Below are 21,400 nucleotides of genomic sequence, written 5' to 3'. Positions count from 1 at the left end.
AAGAAAAAATTAGGATTTATTTTAACGTGATTCAAGTTCAAATTCAGAACTATTTAAACTTAATAATTCATATTACCTGGCCTTTATACCCCCTTGCGGGGTGTGGTAAAACCTGTGGATAACAATGCTTTGCATACACTGGATAGATTTGAATCAAAGAGCCAACATTTCCAATAAAATGAGTAATCACAAAAAAACAAAGTCATTAACTTATGAAATCAAGAATACACAAATAGACAGGAATACATAGAAAAAGAAATGGGTGGCAACCCTACCCGCCTTACCTCGGCGCACGCATCAGAAGGTACCGTTGCTTCCTTCCGGACCTGGCGGAGTTCCCAACTTAGCGTCGCGAGGGGACGAATAGAGTCACCATAATATGGAGCGGGTAAGGAGAATCGAACTCCTCTCATCGGCTTGGAAGGCCGAGGTAATAGCCAATATACGATACCCGCTTTGGCGGAGAGCGAGGGATTCGAACCCTCGATAGGTTTAACCCTATACACACTTTCCAGGCGTGCGCCTTCAGCCTCTCAGCCAGCTCTCCTAAACAAGTGGCGAATTATACTTGGTATATCCAGCCTTGTCTAGGAGACAACCGATTCAAACCAGAATAAGTTTGAAACAACTAAAATTCGAAAAATCGACTTTATTGCATTTCAAGATCGTCAGATACCGACTTTAAACCAGCAACTGCACAAGCTTCATCATCTTTACCATCTGGAGCACCGCTAACACCGATTGCCCCATACAGTTTACCACCCGCTGTAATTGGAGTAGAACCTGCCATAAACGCTAAACCTTCACCAAGCGTTGGTAAAGGACCTTTAGCACGACCTTCTAATTGTGAGCCTTTGACATTAAACATCACCGATGTGTAGGCTTTTTTCTGACTGATATTTAATGAAACTGGTGGCGCAATGGTGTCACGCATCTGTACTTGAACAATTCCATTTCTGTCCACAACTGTAACACTGATAGGAATACCTTTTTCTCGACAAGCTTTAATGGCATTTACAGCAATCGTATTAGCCGTATCTGCTGTAATACGTGCCACATTTACGGTCATTGGCTCTTCAGCATGTACTGGCAAAGCCGCCGTTAACGTTAAACCTGCAACCATAAGTGCTTTCGTTATTTTTTTCATTTTTCACCTCCTCTGTTCGTTGTATAAAAAGCATTCGAATTAGGAGTATACCTGTTTAATTGTTCTCTTCAAAAGAAAACAATATTCATTTAATTGACACAAATAATCTCAACTTACCAGGCCTGGTAACTTCTTAATATCGTTCAAACATAAAAAAAACCAGGAAACATGATGTAACCCGGCCTTAATTTTACGTTTAACAGTAAAGAATTGCTTAGCTATACGTTAGTTTATCGCTGTTAAGCATTCACTTTTCTTTCCAACGCTTCTTGCTGTTTAACGCCTCCATGCCACTGCCAAATATAATAAAGCAATGGAATAACCAACAGCGTTAACACGGTTGATGAAAGCGTACCAAAGATTAATGAAACTGCTAACCCACCAAATACTGGATCAGTAATCATAATCATAGAACCGAACATAATCGCTAAAGCGGTTAACAGAATTGGACGGAAACGCACCTTACCTGCTTCAATAACAGAATCTTTAAGAGACTTGCCTTCGGCTCGATATTCCAGAATAAAGTCAATCAATAGTAATGAGTTTCGAACCACTATCCCTGCTAAAGCGATGACCCCTATCATGGATGTCGCGGTAAATGCTTGATCGGTTAACCAGTGACCTGGGAATACCCCAATCATGGTTAATGGAATAGCTCCCATTACAATCACAGGCATCATAAACGACTTATAATAACCAACTAAAATGAGGTAAATGAAGATCAATGCCACAATAAATGCACTTCCCATATCACGGAATACATCTAAAGTTAAACGCATCTCCCCACCCCATAAAATGGTGTAGTTCATCACATCATCAGGTTGAGCCTGAACAAACCCTAAGTTGGCTGTATGGAAAGTTACACCAGATTCAGGCAACCTAACACCATCCAACATTTTATCAAGAGACAATACCGCATAAACGGGGCTTGATTGAAGTAGTTCACCACCAATCATTACCATCTGATGCTGATCACGACCTAAAACAGGTTTGGCGTATAACACCTCTTCTATTTTAGCGACCGCAGACAATGGAACGGATGCTCCAGAACGTGACTGGACTTGTAACGACATCATCTGTTCAGCCACTGTTCTTTCTGAACGTGGCAAACGAACAATAATATCGACGGGTTCACGCACATTATCAAGGTGCATGTAACCAAGCTCAAAACCATTAATATAGTCACGTAACATTTTACCTACCTGAGCAGGCGCAACACCCAACAGATTGGCTTGTTCACGGTCAATATTAATTTGGTAACTTAGGTTATCTGCAGTAACCGAATCATCGATATTAATCAAACCATAGACCTGATTAAATGCCTTACCAACTTCAATAGAAGCTTCGCGCAACTTCTCATAATCTGGGCCATATAATTCAGCCATAATTTGAGTGGTTACAGGTGGCCCAGGAGGTGTTTCATAAAGCTTAATATTTGCCGTAGGAAATGTTTTGCGTAACGAATTTAAATCTAGATTAAATTGTTCAACAATCTCATGCGATGAAACATTACGATGATGTTTATTCACTAGATTCACTCTAATTTGAGCAAAGTTAGCACCCTCTTTAATTAAATCACCACGCACCAAAGCGGCAAAATCAATAGGCGCATGATTCCCCAAATACACACTATAGTCTGTCACATACTGAGTTTTAGATAAACGCTCACCCACATGACTTACCACACGGTCGGTTGCTTCAAGTGCTGTGCCTTCTGGCATATCAACTTGAACCAAAAAGGTACTGGTATTGTCATAAGGCAACATTTTTACTTCTACACCTGCAGGATGAAGAGGGTTATTCATACCATCATCACGGATAAATTGCAGTGCTGGCTGAATCATCGCTGCAATTAACGACAGTAAAACCACAAATAAAAACACATTACGTTTAGTACGGCTTTCAATCATTGGATTGATGGCCTTAACGTAAATCTTCTGCATCCAATCTTCTTTTTGAACATGGTGAGTTTCTAGACTCTCACGCGTCTGCATCTCTTTAATTGCCTTTTTACCAAGCAATCTATAAGCAGCATAAGGCACAAGAATGTAAGCCACCACTAGAGAAGCAATCATCGCCACAGGCACATTAAATGGAATCGGCGCCATAAAGGGCCCCATCATACCTGTTACAAACAGCATGGGAATAAAAGCCAAAATAACCGCAATTGTAGCTACATTGGTTGGGTTACCAATTTCATTGGTGGCTTTGATTAAAACTTCATCAAAATTCTCTGGATCAAATCCATCATGTATATGCCTGTGAATATTTTCTATGACCACAATGGCGGCATCCACCAAAAGCCCCAACGATAAAATGAGTGCAAACAAGGTAATTCGGTTAATGGTTTGCTCAGCAATCATGCCAATAAACAACACCACAAACAGAATTAATGGCACAGTCAAGGTAACAATCCCCGCTTCTCGCCAACCCAAAAACAGCACCAAAATAATCACTACCGAACCAACGGCAATAAGCAAATGCTCCATCAGTAAGTTAACCGCGGCATTGGCCTTCTCGCCATCATTACGAGTCACAACCACATCAACATTAGCGGGGATTACAGACTTTTTAAGCTCAGCCAATTGATTCAGCACCGCATTCGCCACATCTACCGCATTGGTTCCAGGTTTTTTAGCTAAGGTAATGGTTACCGCCTGTTGCTCACCATTAACATTCAGCGTTGAACTTGGGCCAAAACCTAAACGAGTATAGCTTTGTGACTCTTGAGGCCCATCATTGATCGTAGCAATATCTTTTAAATAAATTGGACGACCATTATCCGCACCAATAACAATTTCGCCCACCTGCTGAGCATTCCCTAAATAACCATTTACACGAATCATGCGGTCGCGGTTATTATTCACCACTGAACCAACGGGTAGAGAAACGTTACTGCCTTGCAGCATTTCACTTATTTGCTCTAAAGAGAGGCCAGTTAATGCAATCTTTTGTGCGTCTAACCAAACATTAATCGCACGCTGCTTACCGCCAATCACATCAGAAAATGAAACCCCAGGAATGTTGCGAAGGTTTTCAACCAATTTAAGAGAGATATCACGCAAATCATAACCAGATAACTCTTTAGACGTTACCGCCAAGGTCATAATGGGTACATCGTCCACATTGATTGGTTTGATTAATGGCTGTTGTGTATCAGGCGGCATCTTATCCATATTTTGCATAATCTGGTTATAAACCTTAACCAAACTATCCACCTGATTCTCACCCACCTCAAACTGAACGGTGACCACACCAAAATCATTAGACGCATAACCAAAGGTGTGATCAACCCCTGGCAAAGCACTCAAAATAGTCTCTAATGGCTTAACCACCATATTGTTGACTTCTTCAGGTGTTGCTCCCGCTTTTGGCACAATAATATTGGCCGCAGGTACCACAATTTGCGGATTATATTCTCGTGGGGTAATCAAATAAGCCATAATCCCAGCAAGGGTAACTGCAATCACCATCATCATGGTAATTTTTGAATGAATAAAAGCCTTAGCAAGTTTACCTGCAATATTCAATTCGGCCTCTGGCTTAGCCTGTTCTGGTACTGGATTCTCAGCCATCGTTAAGCTCCTTCGGCCGCATTCACAGCTTTTGTTGATTCAACAATGTCGCCATTCAACATCTCTTCATTGTTATTCACAACCACCTGCTCACCTAATGCCAAACCTGATTGAACTTCAACCATATCGCCAATTACCGCTCCTGTACGAACCATATGGAAGAAAGCACGGCCATTTTCTACAACAAAAACCCCTTCAATCCCAGCACGATTTACAACAGCAGTAGTTGGCAGCATCATCGTTTGACGCTCACCACGCTTAAAGCTCACACGGGCAAAGGTTCCGCTATTTACATCATTTACATCTGGCAAGCTCAACTTAACCGTATGGGTACGACTTTTAGGGTCAGCCGCACTCACTAAAGTATAGATAGTTCCCACAAACGGCTTATCAATACCATCAATTAAAACTTCTGCAGTATCGCCATTACGTAACACCGCATATAAATCAGCCGACACTTGCGTTTGTACACTTAAAGACTTTAAGTTTTCCATTACCACAACAGGGTTACCTGGCGCGGCCAAAGAGCCTGCCACTGCCATTTTTTGCACAATAACCCCATCAAATGGCGCTTTAACATTGGCATAATTCAACTGTGCTTTAGCTTGATCTAAACCAGACTTAGCCGATGCTAAGTTTTCTTGTGCAACACTCAACTGCAAACGAATTTTGTCGTACTGCTGCTTAGAGACCGAATCTTCTTTATACAATTTGGTAAAACGATTAAAATCCAAACGAGCATCCGTTAAAGCAGCTAATGCTTGTTGATAACCCGAGTTAGCCTGTGAGATTTGACTTTTAATATCGCCCGAATCAATTGAGAATAATAAATCACCACGCTTTACCTCTTGCCCCACGGTTACATCTAAGTTTTTGATGTACCCCATCAAACGTGAAGCAATTTGTGCTTTTTGGTCTGGCACAACCGCACCAGGTACCAACGCGGTGAGCGGAACAGAGCCTAAAGTAACGGTAAACACATCCGCTTTAACCGTTTTTGCGCTCGCTGTTACTGGCTCGGCATTTTGATTTTCTTGACCACACCCTGTTAACCCCAAGCTCGCCACTAAAAGTGACATTCCAATGACTTTAGAGATTTGTTTCATTTTGAGCCTCAATTCTTTATCAATTTGTTAATGTTCAGTTATGCGTTATATACGCTGAATATCCATACGACCAGTCAGTAAAAGCAACTTGGCTTTTAATACATTTACGTCATAACGTGCCGACACCAAATCCGCACGCGCCTTATCAAGTTGCGTTTCACCCGCTAAAACTTCAGTAATGGTCGATACACCATTTTTATAGCGTTTCATAATTAAGCTTTGCGCCTCACTCGCTTGTTGAACCGCCAATACACTTGAACCAACCTGCTTGGTTGCAATTTGTAACTTTCTCCAGGTCGATAACACATCTAAACGCAATTTATTTTCTTGTGACTTAACGGCTGCTTTTTTCTGCGCCGCTGAAGCATTTGCCATATCAACCGAGCTACTCGTTACACCAAAGTCCGTAATTTTCCAAGAAACCACTCCTGCAATCGTATAGGAGCCATTACTTAAGGCTAAAGACTCATCATTCCAATCTTGTCTTAACATCAGATTAAAACTTGGATAATAATCGGCTTTTGCCGCATCTACCGTAAAAGCCGTTGAAGCGGCCTCTTTACGTTTCGCATCCAATTCATGGTTACTATTCAACGCTATAGCTAACAGCTCTTCTGCGTTATAAACAGGGAGTTCCAAATCAACGCGATTTGCCACATCAATATCAGCGGCGGCATCTACACTCATTAACATCTTCAAGGTATCCAACGCAATTTGTTCATGCCCCTGAGCCTTTAAAAGCGCCACCTCAGCTGCAGACTGATTAACCTTGGCACTTAAAAATTCAGAACGCACCACCACTCCTTGTTCAACCAAGTTTTGGGTTGTTTTTACATACGAATCCGCCGTTTCTTTTGCTTGTTTAGCCACCGTAATAAACGAACGTGCCGCATGAACCGCCTCATAAGCCTGATAAACATTAAAGGTTAAAAACTGCTGGACCGCTAAATCGCCTTTTTTTGCCGCTTCAATCATGGCTTGCGCTTGATCTTCATAACTACCGATTTTGCCACCATTCCAAACAGGAATCAGCATCTCAATACGGGTATTAAAATCGGTATGCGCTTTTGGATTATTTAATGAATCGGGCTCATAAGCGTAATTACCAGACATAAACTCATTAGTGGTGGCTGTATCGAAACCAAAATCACCCAAACTCGCTTGACGTTGTTGCAATTTCATACCAAATACATTTAAAGCATTATCAGAATTACTCCCTGTAACCGAAAGTGTAATCTGTGGTAAACGGCTTGATTCCGCCTTGGTTAATGCCCCTTGCGCTTGTTCAATTCTAGCGGCGCTCACTTCCATCTCTGGGTTTTGGTTTAAAGCGGTATTTACACAAGCTTTAAAATCGTATTTTTGTGCATACACAGACATCGGTGCAGTAAAAGAAAGTGCCAGCATTAATGCGGTAATCTTCTGTTTAACCATTTTTTTTTGTTCCATTTTAACTCCAGCTCAATAAGCTTTTTGTTTGTCAACTTTGCTTGAGGCCGCCATCATTCAGAAAGCAAAAAAGGATGAATAAACATCCTTTTTAACCATCAAAATCTCTCATAAACTACGCAAATATTCTATAACTACTTAAATAACGTAACCTTATCGACTATTTGGCCATAACTCAAGCTTATTAACATATAAGCATTTTCTGATATTATAAGGATTTTAACCATATAAGCAATTCCTTATATATCTTTTGATTTATCAAAATGAAACTCATGAGAAACTCGCTTCAATAACCTTTCTTAACCAAATCAACTCACCATGAAAAAAATGACTCGCTTGATTTCGCCAATAGACATCAGGTTTAAACTCTCTACTCATTGCCCAATCTAAAATTTCTTCTGCCGAAACCACCTCATCCTCACCACCTTGAATCAACACCCAGGGAAGCTCTATCTCAGCAACGGTTGAAAAATCATACAAGCCAACAGGTGGTGCCACCGTACATAGCGCATCGACTTTACAAACGTCTTGCGCTTTTAATGCCACATAACTACCAAAAGAGAAGCCCGCCAAAACTGAATATTCAATCGCAAACTGATCCCTTGCCCAATTCAGCACTTCTTGTAAATCTTGCTGCTCACCTAAGCCATTGTCGTACTCCCCTTGACTACGGCCAACACCACGAAAATTATAGGCAACGGTGGTATAACCCAAACGTGAAAAGGCACGTTCCATAGTCGTCACCACTTTATTATCCATGCTACCGCCATACAATGAGTGCGGATGACTAATCACAACTAGGCGTTTTTTTGAGTTAGCCATCTCTACTTCAGTAGAGGGCTTCACCCTTATCTCGATATTTCCAACGCTACCTTCAATTAATCTTGTTTCTGCTTTCTTTCTCAATTTACTCTCTATCTCTTTTGCTATTTAATTTATATTTTTGGCTATTCTGACAGCTTACTATTAAGGTTTATATTAAAACTTAACCTAAGGCTAACCGCACACTGTTAATACATGGCAAAATAGACCCAACTAAACGACTCTTAAAAGTGAATGTATGAAAAACAAAAAAATCATTATTGATGATGCCGTACCTTATGCTCAATCGATTTTTTCTCACCTTGGTGAAGTCACTACCCTTCCTGGAAAATCGATTAATGCCGAAACCGTTAAAGAGGCTGATGCCCTAATTGTTCGCTCAAGAACTCAAGTGGATCAATCTCTGCTAAAAGACAGTACCATTAGTTTTGTTGGTAGCACCGTTGTGGGTTTAGACCATATAGATCAAGACTACTTAAAAGCCAACAATATCACCTTTTACTCTGCCCAAGGCTGCAATGCAAACTCAGTAGCCGAGTTTATTATTACTATCCTATATCAACTCGCTGAGCAATTTCATTTCGATTTAAGTCAAAAAACCCTTGGCATTATCGGGGTGGGTAATGTGGGCAGTCGAGTGTATAAAAAAGCGCAAATTCTTGGTATTAAATGTTTATTAAACGACCCTCTCAGAATAGATAAAGAACCAGGCCTGGCAAATAATAGTGACTTCACTGATTTAGATACCTGCCTAAAAGCAGACATTATTACGGTACACACCCCATTAACTTTTCAGGGGCAATATGCCACCCACCAACTGATATCCGCAGAAAAGCTAAAACAGATTAAACCCCATCAAATACTTATTAACGCCGCACGCGGTGGCATAATTAATGAACAGGCCTGGGTAAAAACCCCCACGCTTTGCAATATTATCGACTGCTGGGAAAACGAGCCAAACATCAATGAATCTTTGTACCAAACAGCACTCATCGCCACACCACATATAGCAGGCCACTCATTAGACGCCAAAATAGCAGGCAGCGTCATGGTTTACCAAGCACTCTGCAAACAATGGAATGAGCAACCGCAAAATGATTGGCAAAATGAGCTCCCCACAGCACCTCAACCAATTGATTTAACCATTCATAAAAGCCTACAAGCTACACTTAATGATTTATTTCAATTAACACACAATATTACCCATGACGACCTAGCTATTCGCTCAAAAGACATCGCAGAAGTGCATAACAAATACGAAAATTACAGAAGAAATTTCCCTATTTATCGTGAATGGCACCAACATACCGTTTACAAAACCAACAACCAAAAAACCAATAACCTGTTAGAAACACTAGGATTTAAGATAAAAAACCAACAATCATATTAGAGTATTAGGAACTCTTAATAAAATAATGTTATCAAACCAACAATTTTTTTAGTTTTGCTTTTAATAAATTAATCGGTAATCTACATCGTGACCAAAAAATGAAGCAGAAATCAATTTTGCTCAAACCATCCAAATGGAACGGAGAATAGAATGAAATTAGCAAACTTATTTAAAGCAGGTATTTTAGCTGCGGCAGTAACAACTCTTTCAGGTTGTGGAACTATGAACGCAATCGGCAACCTAAATGACGGTGCTGGCGGAACATTCATGGAAATCTGGGACAAATGGGTTGAAGCAGAAGGCGATATCGCTGATGCAACCATGTGGGAAGTAAAAGTTGACGAAGGTGTTGCCCTTGAAGACGTAATTGATGCAATCAATAACGTTGGTATCAACAGCAACATCAAAAACGTAGGTGAACTACCGCTTTCAGAAGAACTAAAAGCTCGTGGTATTGACTCTAAAATCATTCACGTAATGTCTTTCTGTAACCCAGAAACAGCTCGTAAAATGGTAGACTTCTCTCCTGCAATGGGTGGTTTCCTTCCTTGTCGTGTAAACATCATTGAAGAAGAAGATGGCCTACACATCTACACAATGAACATGGATATGGCAATCAAAATGGGTAAAAAAATGCCTCCAGAATTGCTAGAAGCTACAATGCAAGTACGTAACACCATGTGGGAAATGCTACAAAAAGGTAAAACTGGCGCATTCTAATTTTAGAAAGCCTACAGAACTACCAGGCCTGGTAAAAATTAATCAGGCTTAAAATTCAAAACCGCGAATTGCCAAAAGTAACTCGCGGTTTTTTTATGCCCAAAACATCCAGTTAAGCTTGATTATGTTTCGCTACACCAATACAAGCACATTCAAATAACTCAGCTAAAAAAGATTAACCACGAAGTCACAAAGACACTAAGAAATAAAAGGTACTGATGTCATTGCGAGGAGCAAGGCGAATACTCCATGGCTCTCGGCAAAGTGCTGTAGTCAGACGTTAACCATGGATTACTTCACTGCGTTCGTAATGACCGTGGCAATCCAGGACTCTCGGCAAAGTGCTGTAGTCAGACGTTAACCATGGATTACTTCACTGCGTTCGTAATGACCGTGGGCTTGGATATGGATTTAAAGTGTAGCTCTTGTGTTTGCTAATAAATGGCGTTCTACGCTTGTAATGACGGGCGGATGTTTGTCATTGCGAGGAGCAAGGCGACGTGGCAATCCAAGACACACGGTAAAGTGCTGTATTGAGACGATGACCATGGATTGCTTCGCTTTGTTCTCGTCTCTTCAGCCGAGTTCTTCGTTTCGTAATGACGGGCGAAAGGTTTGTCATTGCGAGGTCGAAGACCGTGGCAATCCATGACTCTCGGTAAAGCACCGTAGTCAGACGTTATCCATGGATTACTTCACTGCGTTCGTAATGACCGTGGGCTTGGATATGGATTTAAAGTGTAGCTCTTGTGTTGCTAATAAATGGCGTTCTACGCTTGTAATGACGGGCGGATGTTTGTCATTGCGAGGAGCAAGGTGACGTGGCAATCCATGGCTCACGGCAAAGCACCGTAGTCAGACGTTAACCATGGATTACTTCACTGCGTTCGTAATGACCGTGGGCTTGGATATGGATTTAAAGTGTAGCTCTTGTGTTGCGAATAAATGGCGTTCTGCGCTTGTAATGACGGGCGGATGTTTGTCATTGCGAGGAGCAAGGCGACGTGGCAATCCATGGCTCTCGGCAAAGTGCTGTAGTCAGACGTTATCCATGGATTACTTCACTTCGTTCGTAATGACCGTGGACTCGATTTTGTTTTTTTTGTCATTGCGAGGTCGAAGACCGTGGCAATCCATGGCTCTCGGCAAAGTGCTGTAGTCAGACGTTAACCATGGATTGCTTCGCTTTGCTCGCAATGACCAATTACTTGTTTCTCGGCTCTGCAGCCGAGTTCTTCGTTTCGCAATGACCGAATGATTATTTGTTTCTCAGCTCTACAGCCGAGTGTTTTGTTTCGTAATGACAATACCTTTTATTTCATCATGCCTGCGTGGTTAACCTAAAAAGACCTTCCTGCTTTCGTGCCTTCATGATCCACCCTAAAAATCCCAAATCAATAACGCAAAAGTGATAACCCAAAAAACAAACCCATCATCACACCTAGCAAAAGTGTTGCAAAATTACAACATAAGTAAAAACCATATATTAGAAGAATCTAATACTAATTAATAAGAATAGTTAATTTGCGTATAGAAAATAATATTATCCCGTTTTATCAACAAGTTATAAACCATAATAAATTTTATATGCCCATATATTAAAGTATTACCAACTTCTGATATAGAAACTAATGGCTTGTTAAATTTTTTTAATTACCCAACTAAAAATAAATATTGCATAGTAGCAATCGACAAGAAAACAGGCCTGGTAAAGACAAACTAAAACCAACGCCTGTTTAAATAAAACTAAAAACAAAGAGAATAAACAAACAATGAAAAAGACTAAATTAGCTCTAGCAATTTCAACAGCTGTTTTCGCATCATCTGCGATGGCAACTAACGGAACAAATATGACGGGTGTTGGCGCACAATCTTCTGCTATGGGTGGAACAGGTGTTGCAGCATACTACGGTGCAGAAAACGTAGTTGTAAACCCTGGTATGATTGGTAAATCAACTGGCACCGAATTTTCATTTGGCGGGACTTTATTTAAGCCAGATGTAAGCAATGATGGTATCTTAGACGCAAATGGTCAAAGTTTTGAAAAAAGCTCTGCTGATACTTTTGTAATCCCTTCTGTGTCTTTAACTAGCCGAATCAGTGATTCATTAACATTTGGTATTGGTATGTACGGTACTTCAGGTATGGGTGTTGACTATTCAAATAATGCTTTTGATATGGCAACTGGTAAATTTGACCAGTTCGAAGCTCAGTCAAACTTACAAATCATGCGATTCGTTCCTACCCTTGCATACAATGAAGCTAACTTTGGTATCGGTTTCTCACCAGTTATTCAATACGGTGCATTAGACATCAACTACACTATGCCAGAAATCAGTGCTGGTGGAGCATTTACGGGTAACTCAAAAAGTGTAGGCAAAGGAATGGCTTCTGACCTAGGAATGGGTTATAGCATTGGTGGTTACTTCGATGTTAGTGAAGACTTGACAATCGCAGCTAGCTATACTTCTGCAATTGACATGAAATATGATGGGCAACTATCAACTGCATCTACTTCATTTGTTAACCCAGCAACTGATTTTACAGAACCGTTTGGCGACCACTTGGAACAGCCTGCTGAACTAAAAGCTGGTATTGCATACAAAATGAACAACATCACTTTAACTGGTGACTTCAAACAAATTAAATGGGGTGATGCTAAAGGGTATAAAGATTTCGGTTGGGAAGACCAAAATGTTTTCTCTATTGGTGCTAAATACCAAGGAAATGGCTTCTGGTTAGGTGCTGGTTATAATAAAGCCGATAACCCAATCAAAGAACAAGCTGCTATGACGTCTTATGCTGGTGGCGTTAAAAACATGTTCAATAACGTGTTCTTCCCAGCAACAACAGAACAGCACTTCTCATTTGGTGGAGGTTACAACCTAACTAAGAATGTTGCAATTGACGCTGCTGTCGTCATTGTTCCTGAAGTTAAAACTACAGTTGATATGACTTCTGTAACAAGTGCATTTGCATCTATCCAAGCTGGTTCACCTACATATGCACCATCTGACAATACAACTAAGCACTCTCAAACTGCTTATACTGTATCTGTTCGCTATAACTTCTAATTCTTAATAGAATCATTAGTTAACACTCAAAGCCACGTTAGTTTATCTAACGTGGCTTTTTTATTTCCTAAAGCGATTAAGGGGTCAGAGCCCTTTATTACTTTATTAAAATCAGAGTACATTTAATTTTTAACTAACCCTTTCAACTTCGTGTCTTCGTGCCTTCGTGGTTACCTCTTTTTTAAAAATAGTTTTCCTTCGCTCAAAATTAGGCGAGCCAATGACCGTTATTACCAGGCCTGGTTGCTTTTTCATTTGATTAAGGGGTCAGAGCCCTTTATTACTTTATTAAAATCAGAGTACATTTAATTTTTAACTAACCCTTTCAACTTCGTGTCTTCGTGCCTTCGTGGTTACCTCTTTTTTAAAAATAGTTTTCCTTCGCTCAAAATTTAGGCGAGCCAATGACCGTTATTACCAGGCCTGGTTGCTTTTTCATTAAGAGATAAATATTTCATCTTTCCGTATTGTATTTTGGGGCTTTTATGCATACCATTGCAAAAAGTGACCTTACTAATTTGGAAGTGATTTTATGGCGAATATTTTGATTGTTGGATGTGGTGATATTGGGTGTCAGTTAGGTTTGATTTTGAACCAGCAAGACCATAATGTTTTTGGCTTACGCCGCAACATTGAGGCGCTTCCTGAAAGCATCACCCCTATTCAAGCGGATTTTTCTTCATCTCTTCCTGAACTTCCTAAAGAGATCGATTATGTGTTCTATATTGCCTCGGCGGGTAAATATAAGGATTCGGCCTATTATCAGGCCTATGTTCATGGCTTAAAAAACACCATTAATGCATTAAAAAACCACAATATTAAACGTTTGTTTTTTATCTCTAGCTCTTCAGTATTTGGTCAATCCGATGGTGAAAAGGTGAATGAGAACAGCCCTACTTCGGATTTAAACTTTTCTACCAAGCGACTATTAGAAGGTGAAGAGTTGGCATTAAACAGTAAAATCCCTGCTACGGTCATTCGTTTTGGTGGTATTTATGGCCCAGGCAGAACGCATTTAATTGATTTGGTTTTAGCGGGTAAAGCCCACTGCATGGATGATGTATGGAGTAACCGCATTCATTCGGCGGATTGTGCGGCTATGTTGGCATTTTTATTAAATAAAGATATTGAAAAACCGAATACTTTGGAGTCTATTTACATTGGGGTGGATAATGAACCCACCCTTTCATGCGAGGTGTATGACTGGCTTGCAGAGCAGTTATGTGTTCCTGATGTGGAGCATATCGAACCCAAAGAGTCGTCTCGTCAAATGCGTAGTAATAAACGTCTTTCAAATGCCCGAATTGTGAATTTAGGGTATGAGTTTATTTATCCTAACTATCAAACAGGTTATCTTGCACTTTTGGATACGCTAGATTAAAAATCGTTTGGCGCATTAATTTAACAAGATTCACCACGAAGTCTCAAAGTTTTTTAAAGTAAGCAGGCCTGGTAATCCAAAAGTTATATTCTTAAATAACCATTAAAACGATTGGTCATTGCGAAACGAAGAACTCGGCTGAAGAGACGAGAACAAAGCGAAGCAATCCATAGCCTACGTTTTAATGCCGTTATTAGAAACATAGCTCATCTAAAACCTATCAATAACGTCATAACCCTCTCCACCTCCGTCTTAATCCAAGTTTGATTGGATAATCTCTTTTACCGTATAAGAACCCTGGTCAAGACGACCCTTAAAGGGTGAGTGTAACGAATAATCCATCGTTTTGGGTAAAGTAATGCATTTAGACGTTAACCCTGGATTACTTCGCTTTGCTCGTAATGACGGGAAGAAAGACTTGTCATTGCAAGGAGCGACGTAACGTGGCACAAGCTGCCTGTTAAGACGACTCTTAAAGGGTGAGTGTAACGAATAATCCATCGTTTTGGGTAAAGTAATGCATTTAGACGACAACCCTAGATTACTTCGCTTTGCTCGTAATGACGGGAAGAAAGATTTGTCATTGCAAGGAGCGACGTAACTTGGCACAAGCTGCCTGTTAAGACGACTCTTAAAGAGTGAATGTAACGAATAATCCATCGTTTTGGGCAAAGTACGGTGTTTAGACGACAACCCTGGATTACTTCGCTTTGCTCGTAATGACGTGGGGTTTGGGATTTACCTGGCCTTTATACACCCTTGCGGGGTGTGGTTGTTTTTATCATTATCGGGTTTGACCCGATAATCTTATTTTGTCGTAGAGAATTCCATAGTCAAGCCAGAGGATAGCGTGTAACTCTGGTAACTTATTATTTTTTATCTTTAAACTCGCCTTCCAACACATCATGTTCTAACGATTTTGGGGGTTGTTGTTGCTTTTCAGCCCATTCGCCTTCATAGACAGAATCCCCTTTTTGGTATCGAAAACGCCCTTGAGTTTGCATCCCTCTCATACTTTGATTTATTAAAAAACGACGTACAAAAGGCACTAGAAACAATAAACCGATAGAATCCGAAATTAAACCTGGAAAAAACAAAAATACACCACCTAAAAAGATAAACACCCCTTCCAACATACTGCTTTGTGGTGATTTGCCTGTGGCCATTTCAATTTGGGCATTTTGTAGGGTCGCCAGTCCTTGGCTTCTCATCAATGCTATACCCAATATTGCAGTAAAAATCGTTAATAACACGGTAGGTAAAGCGCCAATTACATTACCCAGTTGAATCAAAAAATACAACTCAATTAATGGCACAACAAACAGAAGGAGAAATAAAATTCGCATTTACAGGTCTCTATATTTAAATTGGGTAAAACTAAATTAATGCCTTTGTACGAGTCAGGGGCTTGAGAAAAACGAGATAGAACTCTTCAGATTTGGGTTAAAAACACGCATAACAGCAGGCTATTGGGCGGATTTTTTTGGCCTAAAGATGAATAGGTTATAGACACGTTTTTATCTGTTCCTCGATTCGTGCAAAGGAATCAACTTAACGCAAACTTTAACAGAAAGTATTGAGTAAATAGTTAATCTTTGATTTTTACCCCCAAGCTGACTTTATTAAAAGTAATAAACGATTATAATTGAGTCAACTTAGAATGATGCGTGTTTACACGCAATACCTAGTCGTTTTAACAAGGCGATAAACCTTTTATAGCGATTATCTTTTTGTTTTTCAAGCGTTAACTAATGAGAAAACTTATGAATTCAATTTGTTCCAGACCAAACAAGACAAAGCTCTATTTTTTAAAGAGTAGCTTATTAGCGCTGTTTACCAGCTTAATGGTTAGCTTAGGTTTATTTGCCTCTCTAAACGCTCACGCTAGTGATGAATTACTTGAAGTGGATCAAGCTTTTGTTTTAAACCAGCCAACCGTCAATAACCAAACGATTGAAGTAAAGTGGGATATTGCAGAGGACTACAAACTATATAAAGACAAACTGTCTGTTAATGCTACTAATATCACATTAGATGCTCCGCAGTACTCAAAATCTAAAACGGTAGATGATGCGCTTTTTGGTAAGAGTGAGGTCTTTCAACACACTGCCGTTATGACAATTCCATACACGGGCGATGCAACGCAAACTGAGTTAACCGTTAAATATCAAGGTTGTGCGGATAAATTAGGGGTTTGTTACCCACCACAGACCAGAACCTTTACGGTCGATTTACCTATTCAAAAAACCGCTGCAACGGATTCTAACCTTGGTTCACTCTCTGCATTAAACAACTATTTACAAGAAGACAGCGGCCAAGCAGAGTTACTGGACGCCGATGACGCTTTTGCTTTCACACACAAAATAAATGCAAATGGTCGAGTGGAGCTGAACTGGACGATTGCTCACGACTATCACCTATATCAAGACAAAATCAAAGTCTCTGTTTTAAACGGGGATGCCACTTTAGGGCAACTTAATTTACCTAAAGCAGAACTGATTGATGATGAATTATTTGGTAAAACCATGGTTTATCATGGTTCTTTTTCTGCTGAACTTCCAGTAAATGCAATCAACAATAACGCAACCATTCAAGTTGAATACCAAGGCTGTTCTGCCGCTTCGGGTGTTTGTTACCCCCCAGTAAAGAAGCAAATTACAATTGATGCCTCAAACATCAACACCAATGCAACTGTAACCACATCAACCCAAACCGCAACGGCTTCTGTTAATGCCGAAGCACTTTCAGAAAGTGATCAAATTGCAGATACACTTAAAAACAGTAGTGTTTGGATAGTGATTGCCACCTTCTTCATTTTTGGTTTATTGCTGGCGTTTACACCTTGCGTATTCCCAATGATTCCCATTTTATCGAGCATTATTGTTGGTCAAGGCGATCAATTAACCACAAGACGTGCGTTTGTTATGTCATTGGTTTACGTACTGGCTATGTCAGTGACCTATACCGTTGCTGGTGTATTAGCAGGAATGTTTGGCGAGAACTTGCAAGCCGCTTTCCAAAACCCTTGGATAATTGGTAGTTTCGCTGCTATTTTCCTTTTATTAGCCTTATCTATGTTTGGTTTTTATGAATTACAACTGCCAAACTCTCTACAGACTAAATTAACCAATATCTCTAATAAACAACAAGGTGGAACCTTAACGGGTGTCGCCGTAATGGGCTTTTTATCGGCCTTAATTGTTGGCCCTTGCGTTGCGCCACCATTGGCAGGCGCACTCATTTATATTGGCCAAACTGGCGATGCACTTTTAGGCGGAACCGCTCTATTTGCCATGAGTATGGGTATGGGATTACCGCTCCTACTGCTTGGTACTTCTGCTGGTAAACTACTGCCAAGAGCTGGCGCATGGATGGATAATGTAAAAGCCGTATTTGGTGTTATGCTGATTGGTGTGGCTATCTGGATGGTGGAACGTATTGTGCCAGCTGAAGTTGCGATGCTGAGCTGGGCAATTCTATTCATTATGTCGGCCGTTTATTTAGGCGCATTTGAAAGTACCGCTGAAAAGTCTGGCTGGTTAAAACTAACCAAAGGCTTAGGTTTAGCTCTATTCTTATACGGCACCATGATACTTATTGGTTTACTCGGCGGAAGTACACAGATGTTTCAACCGTTAAAAGTATTCCAAGGCGGTGGCTCTCATACCCAAGCTCAATCAGAACATTTAACCTTTAAAACCATTAAGTCCTCTGCCGACTTACAAGCAGAACTGGCAAAAGGCCAACCTGTTATGCTCGATTTTTATGCGGACTGGTGTGTAAGCTGTAAAGAGATGGAAGCGTTAACCTTTACTGATTCGGGCGTGCATAGTGCATTAAAAGGGGTAACTTTATTGCAAGCTGACGTGACCGCAAACGATGATATTGATAAAACACTTATGAAACAGTTTGGCATTATTGGCCCTCCAGCCATCTTGTTCTTCACTGCCGATGGCGTTGAACAAAAAGCCCAACGAGTGGTTGGCTTTAAAAAAGCAGACGCTTTTATTAACAATATCAATAAAGCTTATCAATAACGTCCAATCCAATAGTTGCAGTTACCTCGCTCTGAGGCAACTGCGACTTCCCCACTCATAACAAATCTTCACTTTTATATAGTTTCTAGCTTTTTCAATACAGAACGCATCATTTCACGTAAAAACCTTTTAGTTTTATTGTTATTTACATAGAGAAATCAAAGCACTTACGTTATAATCCAGGCATTAAATTTACTTGTAAACTGAGCTAAAAGGCAAGTTATGGCAACAATTCTTCTGATTAATGGTCCAAACCTCAATATGCTGGGTCGACGTGAACCTGAAATTTACGGAAGCGAAACCCTTGAAGACATTATTGAATGCCTTGTTGAACTTGCTGACGACTACAATGTGCGTCTTTTTGATTTTCAGAGTAATGCCGAACATGAAATTGTAGAGCGCATTCATCAAGCCATGGACGATGGCACCAGCTATATCATCATTAACCCTGCGGCCTTTACCCATACCAGCGTAGCCATTCGTGATGCTTTAGCCACAATTAATGTGCCTTTTATTGAAGTTCACTTGTCTAACATACATAAGCGTGAGCCATTTAGAAGCCACTCCTATTTTTCTGACCTTGCAGAAGGCGTAATAGCAGGCCTGGGAACAAAAGGTTATCAGCTTGCTTTTGAAGCGATCATGGACAAGTTAGAAGACTAAATTAAGAGCTAAAAAGACCTTAAAGTTCAAAAATTAATTTTTTAATATAAAAAATCAAACCAAATTTAAACCAAATAGCTTGTTGAGCAAGCTAAAAATAATAAGACCAGAGGATACATAATGGATATTCGTTCAATTCGTAAACTAATTGAAATTGTAGAACAGTCAGATATTGCAGAAATTGAGATCAAAGAAGGTGAACACAACATCCGTATCTCACGCAGTAAAGAACAAGTTGTTGTTCAAGCGCCAGCCGCCATGGCAGCACCTGTAGCAGCGGCTCCTGCTCCAGCAGCCGCAGCCGTTGCACCTGCCGCTGCAGAAGCGCCAGTATCAACTGAAGTTAATGGCCATAAGGTCACTTCACCTATGGTAGGAACTTTCTACTCATCACCATCACCAGATGCAGGTGCTTTTGTTAAGGTTGGAGACAAGGTTTCTGAAGGCGATACACTTTGCATTATTGAAGCGATGAAAATCATGAACCCTATCGAATCGGATAAGTCTGGAACAGTCAAACAGATTGTAGCCGTAAATGGCGAGCCAGTTGAATTTGGTCAAACTCTATTCGTAATCGAATAAGGAATAGCAATATGATCGATAAAATTCTAATTGCTAACCGTGGAGAGATTGCCCTTCGTGTTTTAAGAGCGTGTAAAGAATTAGGCATTAAAACTGTGGCGGTGCACTCTACCGCTGACGCCGATTTAAAACATGTTTTATTGGCTGACGAGTCGGTTTGTATTGGACCGCCAGCATCAACCAATAGTTACCTTAATATGGCGGCGATTATCTCTGCGGCTGAAGTGACGGATGCCAGTGCAATACACCCAGGTTATGGTTTCCTTTCTGAGAATGCTGACTTTGCAGAACGTGTTGAAGAGAGTGGTTTTGCCTTTATTGGCCCTAAAGCGGAAACGATTCGCATTATGGGTGATAAGGTTTCGGCCATCCGTGCCATGAAAGCGGCAGGTGTTCCAACCGTACCTGGCTCTGGTGGACCTTTAGGCGATGACGATGCAGAAAACCACCGTATTGCCAAACAGATTGGTTACCCGATTATCATCAAAGCTTCTGGCGGTGGTGGTGGTCGTGGTATGCGTGTGGTGCATACGGAAGCGAGCCTACTTAAATCTATTCAGCTAACCAAATCTGAAGCTGGCAGTTTCTTTGGTAACCCAGAAGTTTACATGGAAAAATTTCTAGAGAATCCACGTCATGTTGAAATTCAGGTTTTAGCCGATGGTCAAGGTAATGCGGTTCATTTAGGTGAACGTGATTGCTCTATGCAACGTCGTCACCAAAAAGTAGTTGAAGAAGCCCCAGCTCCTGGTGTAACTGAAGAGCAACGTGCAAGAATTGGTGCTGCTTGCGTTAAAGCATGTATCGAAATCAATTACCGTGGTGCAGGAACATTTGAATTCTTGTATGAAAACGGTGAATTCTATTTCATTGAAATGAACACCCGTTTACAGGTTGAGCATTGCGTTACCGAGATGGTTACGGGTATCGACTTAGTTAAGGCACAAATTGAAGTGGCTGCTGGTATGCCTTTAACGCTTAAGCAAGAAGATATCAAAATAACAGGCCACGCAATTGAGTGCCGTGTGAATGCTGAGAACCCTTCTAAAAACTTTATGCCATCACCAGGTAAAATTGAAAGATTACACTTACCAGGTGGTTTAGGGGTTCGTTGGGATTCTCATATTTATACTGGATATTCTATTCCGCCACACTACGATTCAATGATTGGTAAGCTAATCTGTTTTGGTAGTTGTCGTGACACCGCAATTGCCCGTATGGACAGTGCATTGAGCGAAATGGTAATCAAAGGCATTGAAACCAATATTCACCTGCAACGTGAAATTATGAATGATGGTGGCTTCCAAGATGGTGGCCGTAACATTCACTATTTAGAAGAGCGTTTAGAACATTTAGTTTAATTAATACGCCTACGTTAATCATTAACCACGAAGACACGAAGGCACGAAGAAAATTAATTGCAAATATACGTTTTTACCAGGCCTGGTAAACTC

General features: G+C 40.5%; 14 protein-coding genes, 2 tRNA genes and 1 other RNA gene. 8 read left to right on the top strand and 9 right to left on the bottom strand.

Annotated features, from left to right (window positions below):
• Positions 1-269 precede the first annotated feature (269 nt).
• From ffs to A379_RS10045, 8 genes are all read right to left on the bottom strand, one after another.
• An RNA gene (ffs, locus tag A379_RS12955) (signal recognition particle sRNA small type) lies at positions 270-366 on the bottom strand.
• A 14-nt stretch (positions 367-380) separates the two neighbouring features.
• Positions 381-455: transfer RNA gene (locus A379_RS10075), tRNA-Gly, on the bottom strand.
• Between the two features lie 2 nt (positions 456-457).
• A tRNA-Ser gene (locus A379_RS10070) sits at positions 458-547 on the bottom strand.
• Positions 548-649: 102 nt separating this feature from the next.
• A complete protein-coding gene (locus tag A379_RS10065; protein WP_051145158.1) occupies positions 650-1,147 on the bottom strand; it encodes a heme-binding protein in 498 nt (165 codons plus the stop codon).
• Positions 1,148-1,386: 239 nt separating this feature from the next.
• Positions 1,387-4,722 (bottom strand): efflux RND transporter permease subunit, encoded by a 3,336-nt coding sequence (locus A379_RS10060; protein WP_040727873.1) that lies wholly within the window; start codon positions 4,720-4,722, stop codon positions 1,387-1,389.
• Between the two features lie 2 nt (positions 4,723-4,724).
• Positions 4,725-5,828, bottom strand: a complete 1,104-nt coding sequence (locus A379_RS10055; protein ID WP_040727871.1) for an efflux RND transporter periplasmic adaptor subunit — start codon at positions 5,826-5,828, stop codon at positions 4,725-4,727.
• Positions 5,829-5,873: 45 nt separating this feature from the next.
• Positions 5,874-7,277 carry a TolC family protein gene (locus A379_RS10050; protein ID WP_040727870.1) on the bottom strand — a complete coding sequence of 468 codons (1,404 nt, stop codon included), beginning with the start codon at positions 7,275-7,277 and terminating at the stop codon, positions 5,874-5,876.
• Positions 7,278-7,547: 270 nt separating this feature from the next.
• Positions 7,548-8,183: an alpha/beta hydrolase gene (locus tag A379_RS10045; protein ID WP_040727869.1), complete on the bottom strand. Its 636-nt coding sequence runs from the start codon at positions 8,181-8,183 to the stop codon at positions 7,548-7,550.
• 154 nt (positions 8,184-8,337) lie between these two features.
• Between A379_RS10045 and A379_RS10040 the strand changes: the two genes are divergently transcribed.
• The 4 genes from A379_RS10040 to A379_RS10025 all read left to right on the top strand — a co-directional run bounded on the left by A379_RS10040 (position 8,338) and on the right by A379_RS10025 (position 14,664).
• Entirely contained in the window at positions 8,338-9,489 is a 1,152-nt protein-coding gene (locus A379_RS10040; RefSeq protein WP_040727867.1) for a 4-phosphoerythronate dehydrogenase, read from the top strand.
• A gap of 150 nt (positions 9,490-9,639) precedes the next feature.
• A complete protein-coding gene (locus A379_RS10035; RefSeq protein ID WP_040727866.1) occupies positions 9,640-10,209 on the top strand; it encodes a DUF302 domain-containing protein in 570 nt (189 codons plus the stop codon).
• A 1,772-nt stretch (positions 10,210-11,981) separates the two neighbouring features.
• Positions 11,982-13,283: an OmpP1/FadL family transporter gene (locus tag A379_RS10030; protein ID WP_040727865.1), complete on the top strand. Its 1,302-nt coding sequence runs from the start codon at positions 11,982-11,984 to the stop codon at positions 13,281-13,283.
• Between the two features lie 532 nt (positions 13,284-13,815).
• Positions 13,816-14,664, top strand: a complete 849-nt coding sequence (locus tag A379_RS10025; protein WP_040727864.1) for an NAD-dependent epimerase/dehydratase family protein — start codon at positions 13,816-13,818, stop codon at positions 14,662-14,664.
• An 869-nt stretch (positions 14,665-15,533) separates the two neighbouring features.
• Here the strand turns inward: A379_RS10025 and A379_RS10020 are convergent.
• Entirely contained in the window at positions 15,534-16,010 is a 477-nt protein-coding gene (locus A379_RS10020; protein WP_040727862.1) for an FxsA family protein, read from the bottom strand.
• A gap of 417 nt (positions 16,011-16,427) precedes the next feature.
• On the opposite strand from A379_RS10020, the gene A379_RS10015 reads away from it, so the two are divergent.
• The 4 genes from A379_RS10015 to accC all read left to right on the top strand — a co-directional run bounded on the left by A379_RS10015 (position 16,428) and on the right by accC (position 21,307).
• Positions 16,428-18,701, top strand: coding sequence for a protein-disulfide reductase DsbD (locus A379_RS10015; RefSeq protein ID WP_106381698.1), 2,274 nt, complete (start codon positions 16,428-16,430; stop codon positions 18,699-18,701).
• A 222-nt stretch (positions 18,702-18,923) separates the two neighbouring features.
• Positions 18,924-19,364 (top strand): type II 3-dehydroquinate dehydratase, encoded by a 441-nt coding sequence (gene aroQ / locus A379_RS10010; RefSeq protein ID WP_040727861.1) that lies wholly within the window; start codon positions 18,924-18,926, stop codon positions 19,362-19,364.
• Between the two features lie 120 nt (positions 19,365-19,484).
• Positions 19,485-19,946 (top strand): acetyl-CoA carboxylase biotin carboxyl carrier protein, encoded by a 462-nt coding sequence (gene accB, locus A379_RS10005; RefSeq protein WP_040727860.1) that lies wholly within the window; start codon positions 19,485-19,487, stop codon positions 19,944-19,946.
• Positions 19,947-19,957: 11 nt separating this feature from the next.
• Positions 19,958-21,307, top strand: coding sequence for an acetyl-CoA carboxylase biotin carboxylase subunit (accC, locus tag A379_RS10000; RefSeq protein WP_040727858.1), 1,350 nt, complete (start codon positions 19,958-19,960; stop codon positions 21,305-21,307).
• Positions 21,308-21,400 lie beyond the last annotated feature (93 nt).

The organism is Thiomicrorhabdus sp. Kp2 (assembly GCF_000478585.1).
In the GTDB taxonomy this organism is placed as follows: domain Bacteria; phylum Pseudomonadota; class Gammaproteobacteria; order Thiomicrospirales; family Thiomicrospiraceae; genus Thiomicrorhabdus.
This window is presented reverse-complemented; position numbering and strand designations above follow the sequence as displayed.

Bases quoted from the DNA above. Each gene is read 5' to 3' on its own strand.
- A379_RS10040 (WP_040727867.1), top strand. From the start codon at position 8,338: ATGAAAAACAAAAAAATCATTATTGATGATGCCGTACCTTATGCTCAA.
- aroQ (WP_040727861.1), top strand. From the start codon at position 18,924: ATGGCAACAATTCTTCTGATTAATGGTCCAAACCTCAATATGCTGGGT.
- accB (WP_040727860.1), top strand. From the start codon at position 19,485: ATGGATATTCGTTCAATTCGTAAACTAATTGAAATTGTAGAACAGTCA.
- accC (WP_040727858.1), top strand. From the start codon at position 19,958: ATGATCGATAAAATTCTAATTGCTAACCGTGGAGAGATTGCCCTTCGT.
- A379_RS10055 (WP_040727871.1), bottom strand. From the start codon at position 5,828: ATGAAACAAATCTCTAAAGTCATTGGAATGTCACTTTTAGTGGCGAGC.
- A379_RS10025 (WP_040727864.1), top strand. From the start codon at position 13,816: ATGGCGAATATTTTGATTGTTGGATGTGGTGATATTGGGTGTCAGTTA.
- A379_RS10050 (WP_040727870.1), bottom strand. From the start codon at position 7,277: ATGGAACAAAAAAAAATGGTTAAACAGAAGATTACCGCATTAATGCTG.
- A379_RS10020 (WP_040727862.1), bottom strand. From the start codon at position 16,010: ATGCGAATTTTATTTCTCCTTCTGTTTGTTGTGCCATTAATTGAGTTG.
- A379_RS10060 (WP_040727873.1), bottom strand. From the start codon at position 4,722: ATGGCTGAGAATCCAGTACCAGAACAGGCTAAGCCAGAGGCCGAATTG.
- A379_RS10035 (WP_040727866.1), top strand. From the start codon at position 9,640: ATGAAATTAGCAAACTTATTTAAAGCAGGTATTTTAGCTGCGGCAGTA.
- A379_RS10030 (WP_040727865.1), top strand. From the start codon at position 11,982: ATGAAAAAGACTAAATTAGCTCTAGCAATTTCAACAGCTGTTTTCGCA.
- A379_RS10065 (WP_051145158.1), bottom strand. From the start codon at position 1,147: ATGAAAAAAATAACGAAAGCACTTATGGTTGCAGGTTTAACGTTAACG.
- A379_RS10015 (WP_106381698.1), top strand. From the start codon at position 16,428: ATGAATTCAATTTGTTCCAGACCAAACAAGACAAAGCTCTATTTTTTA.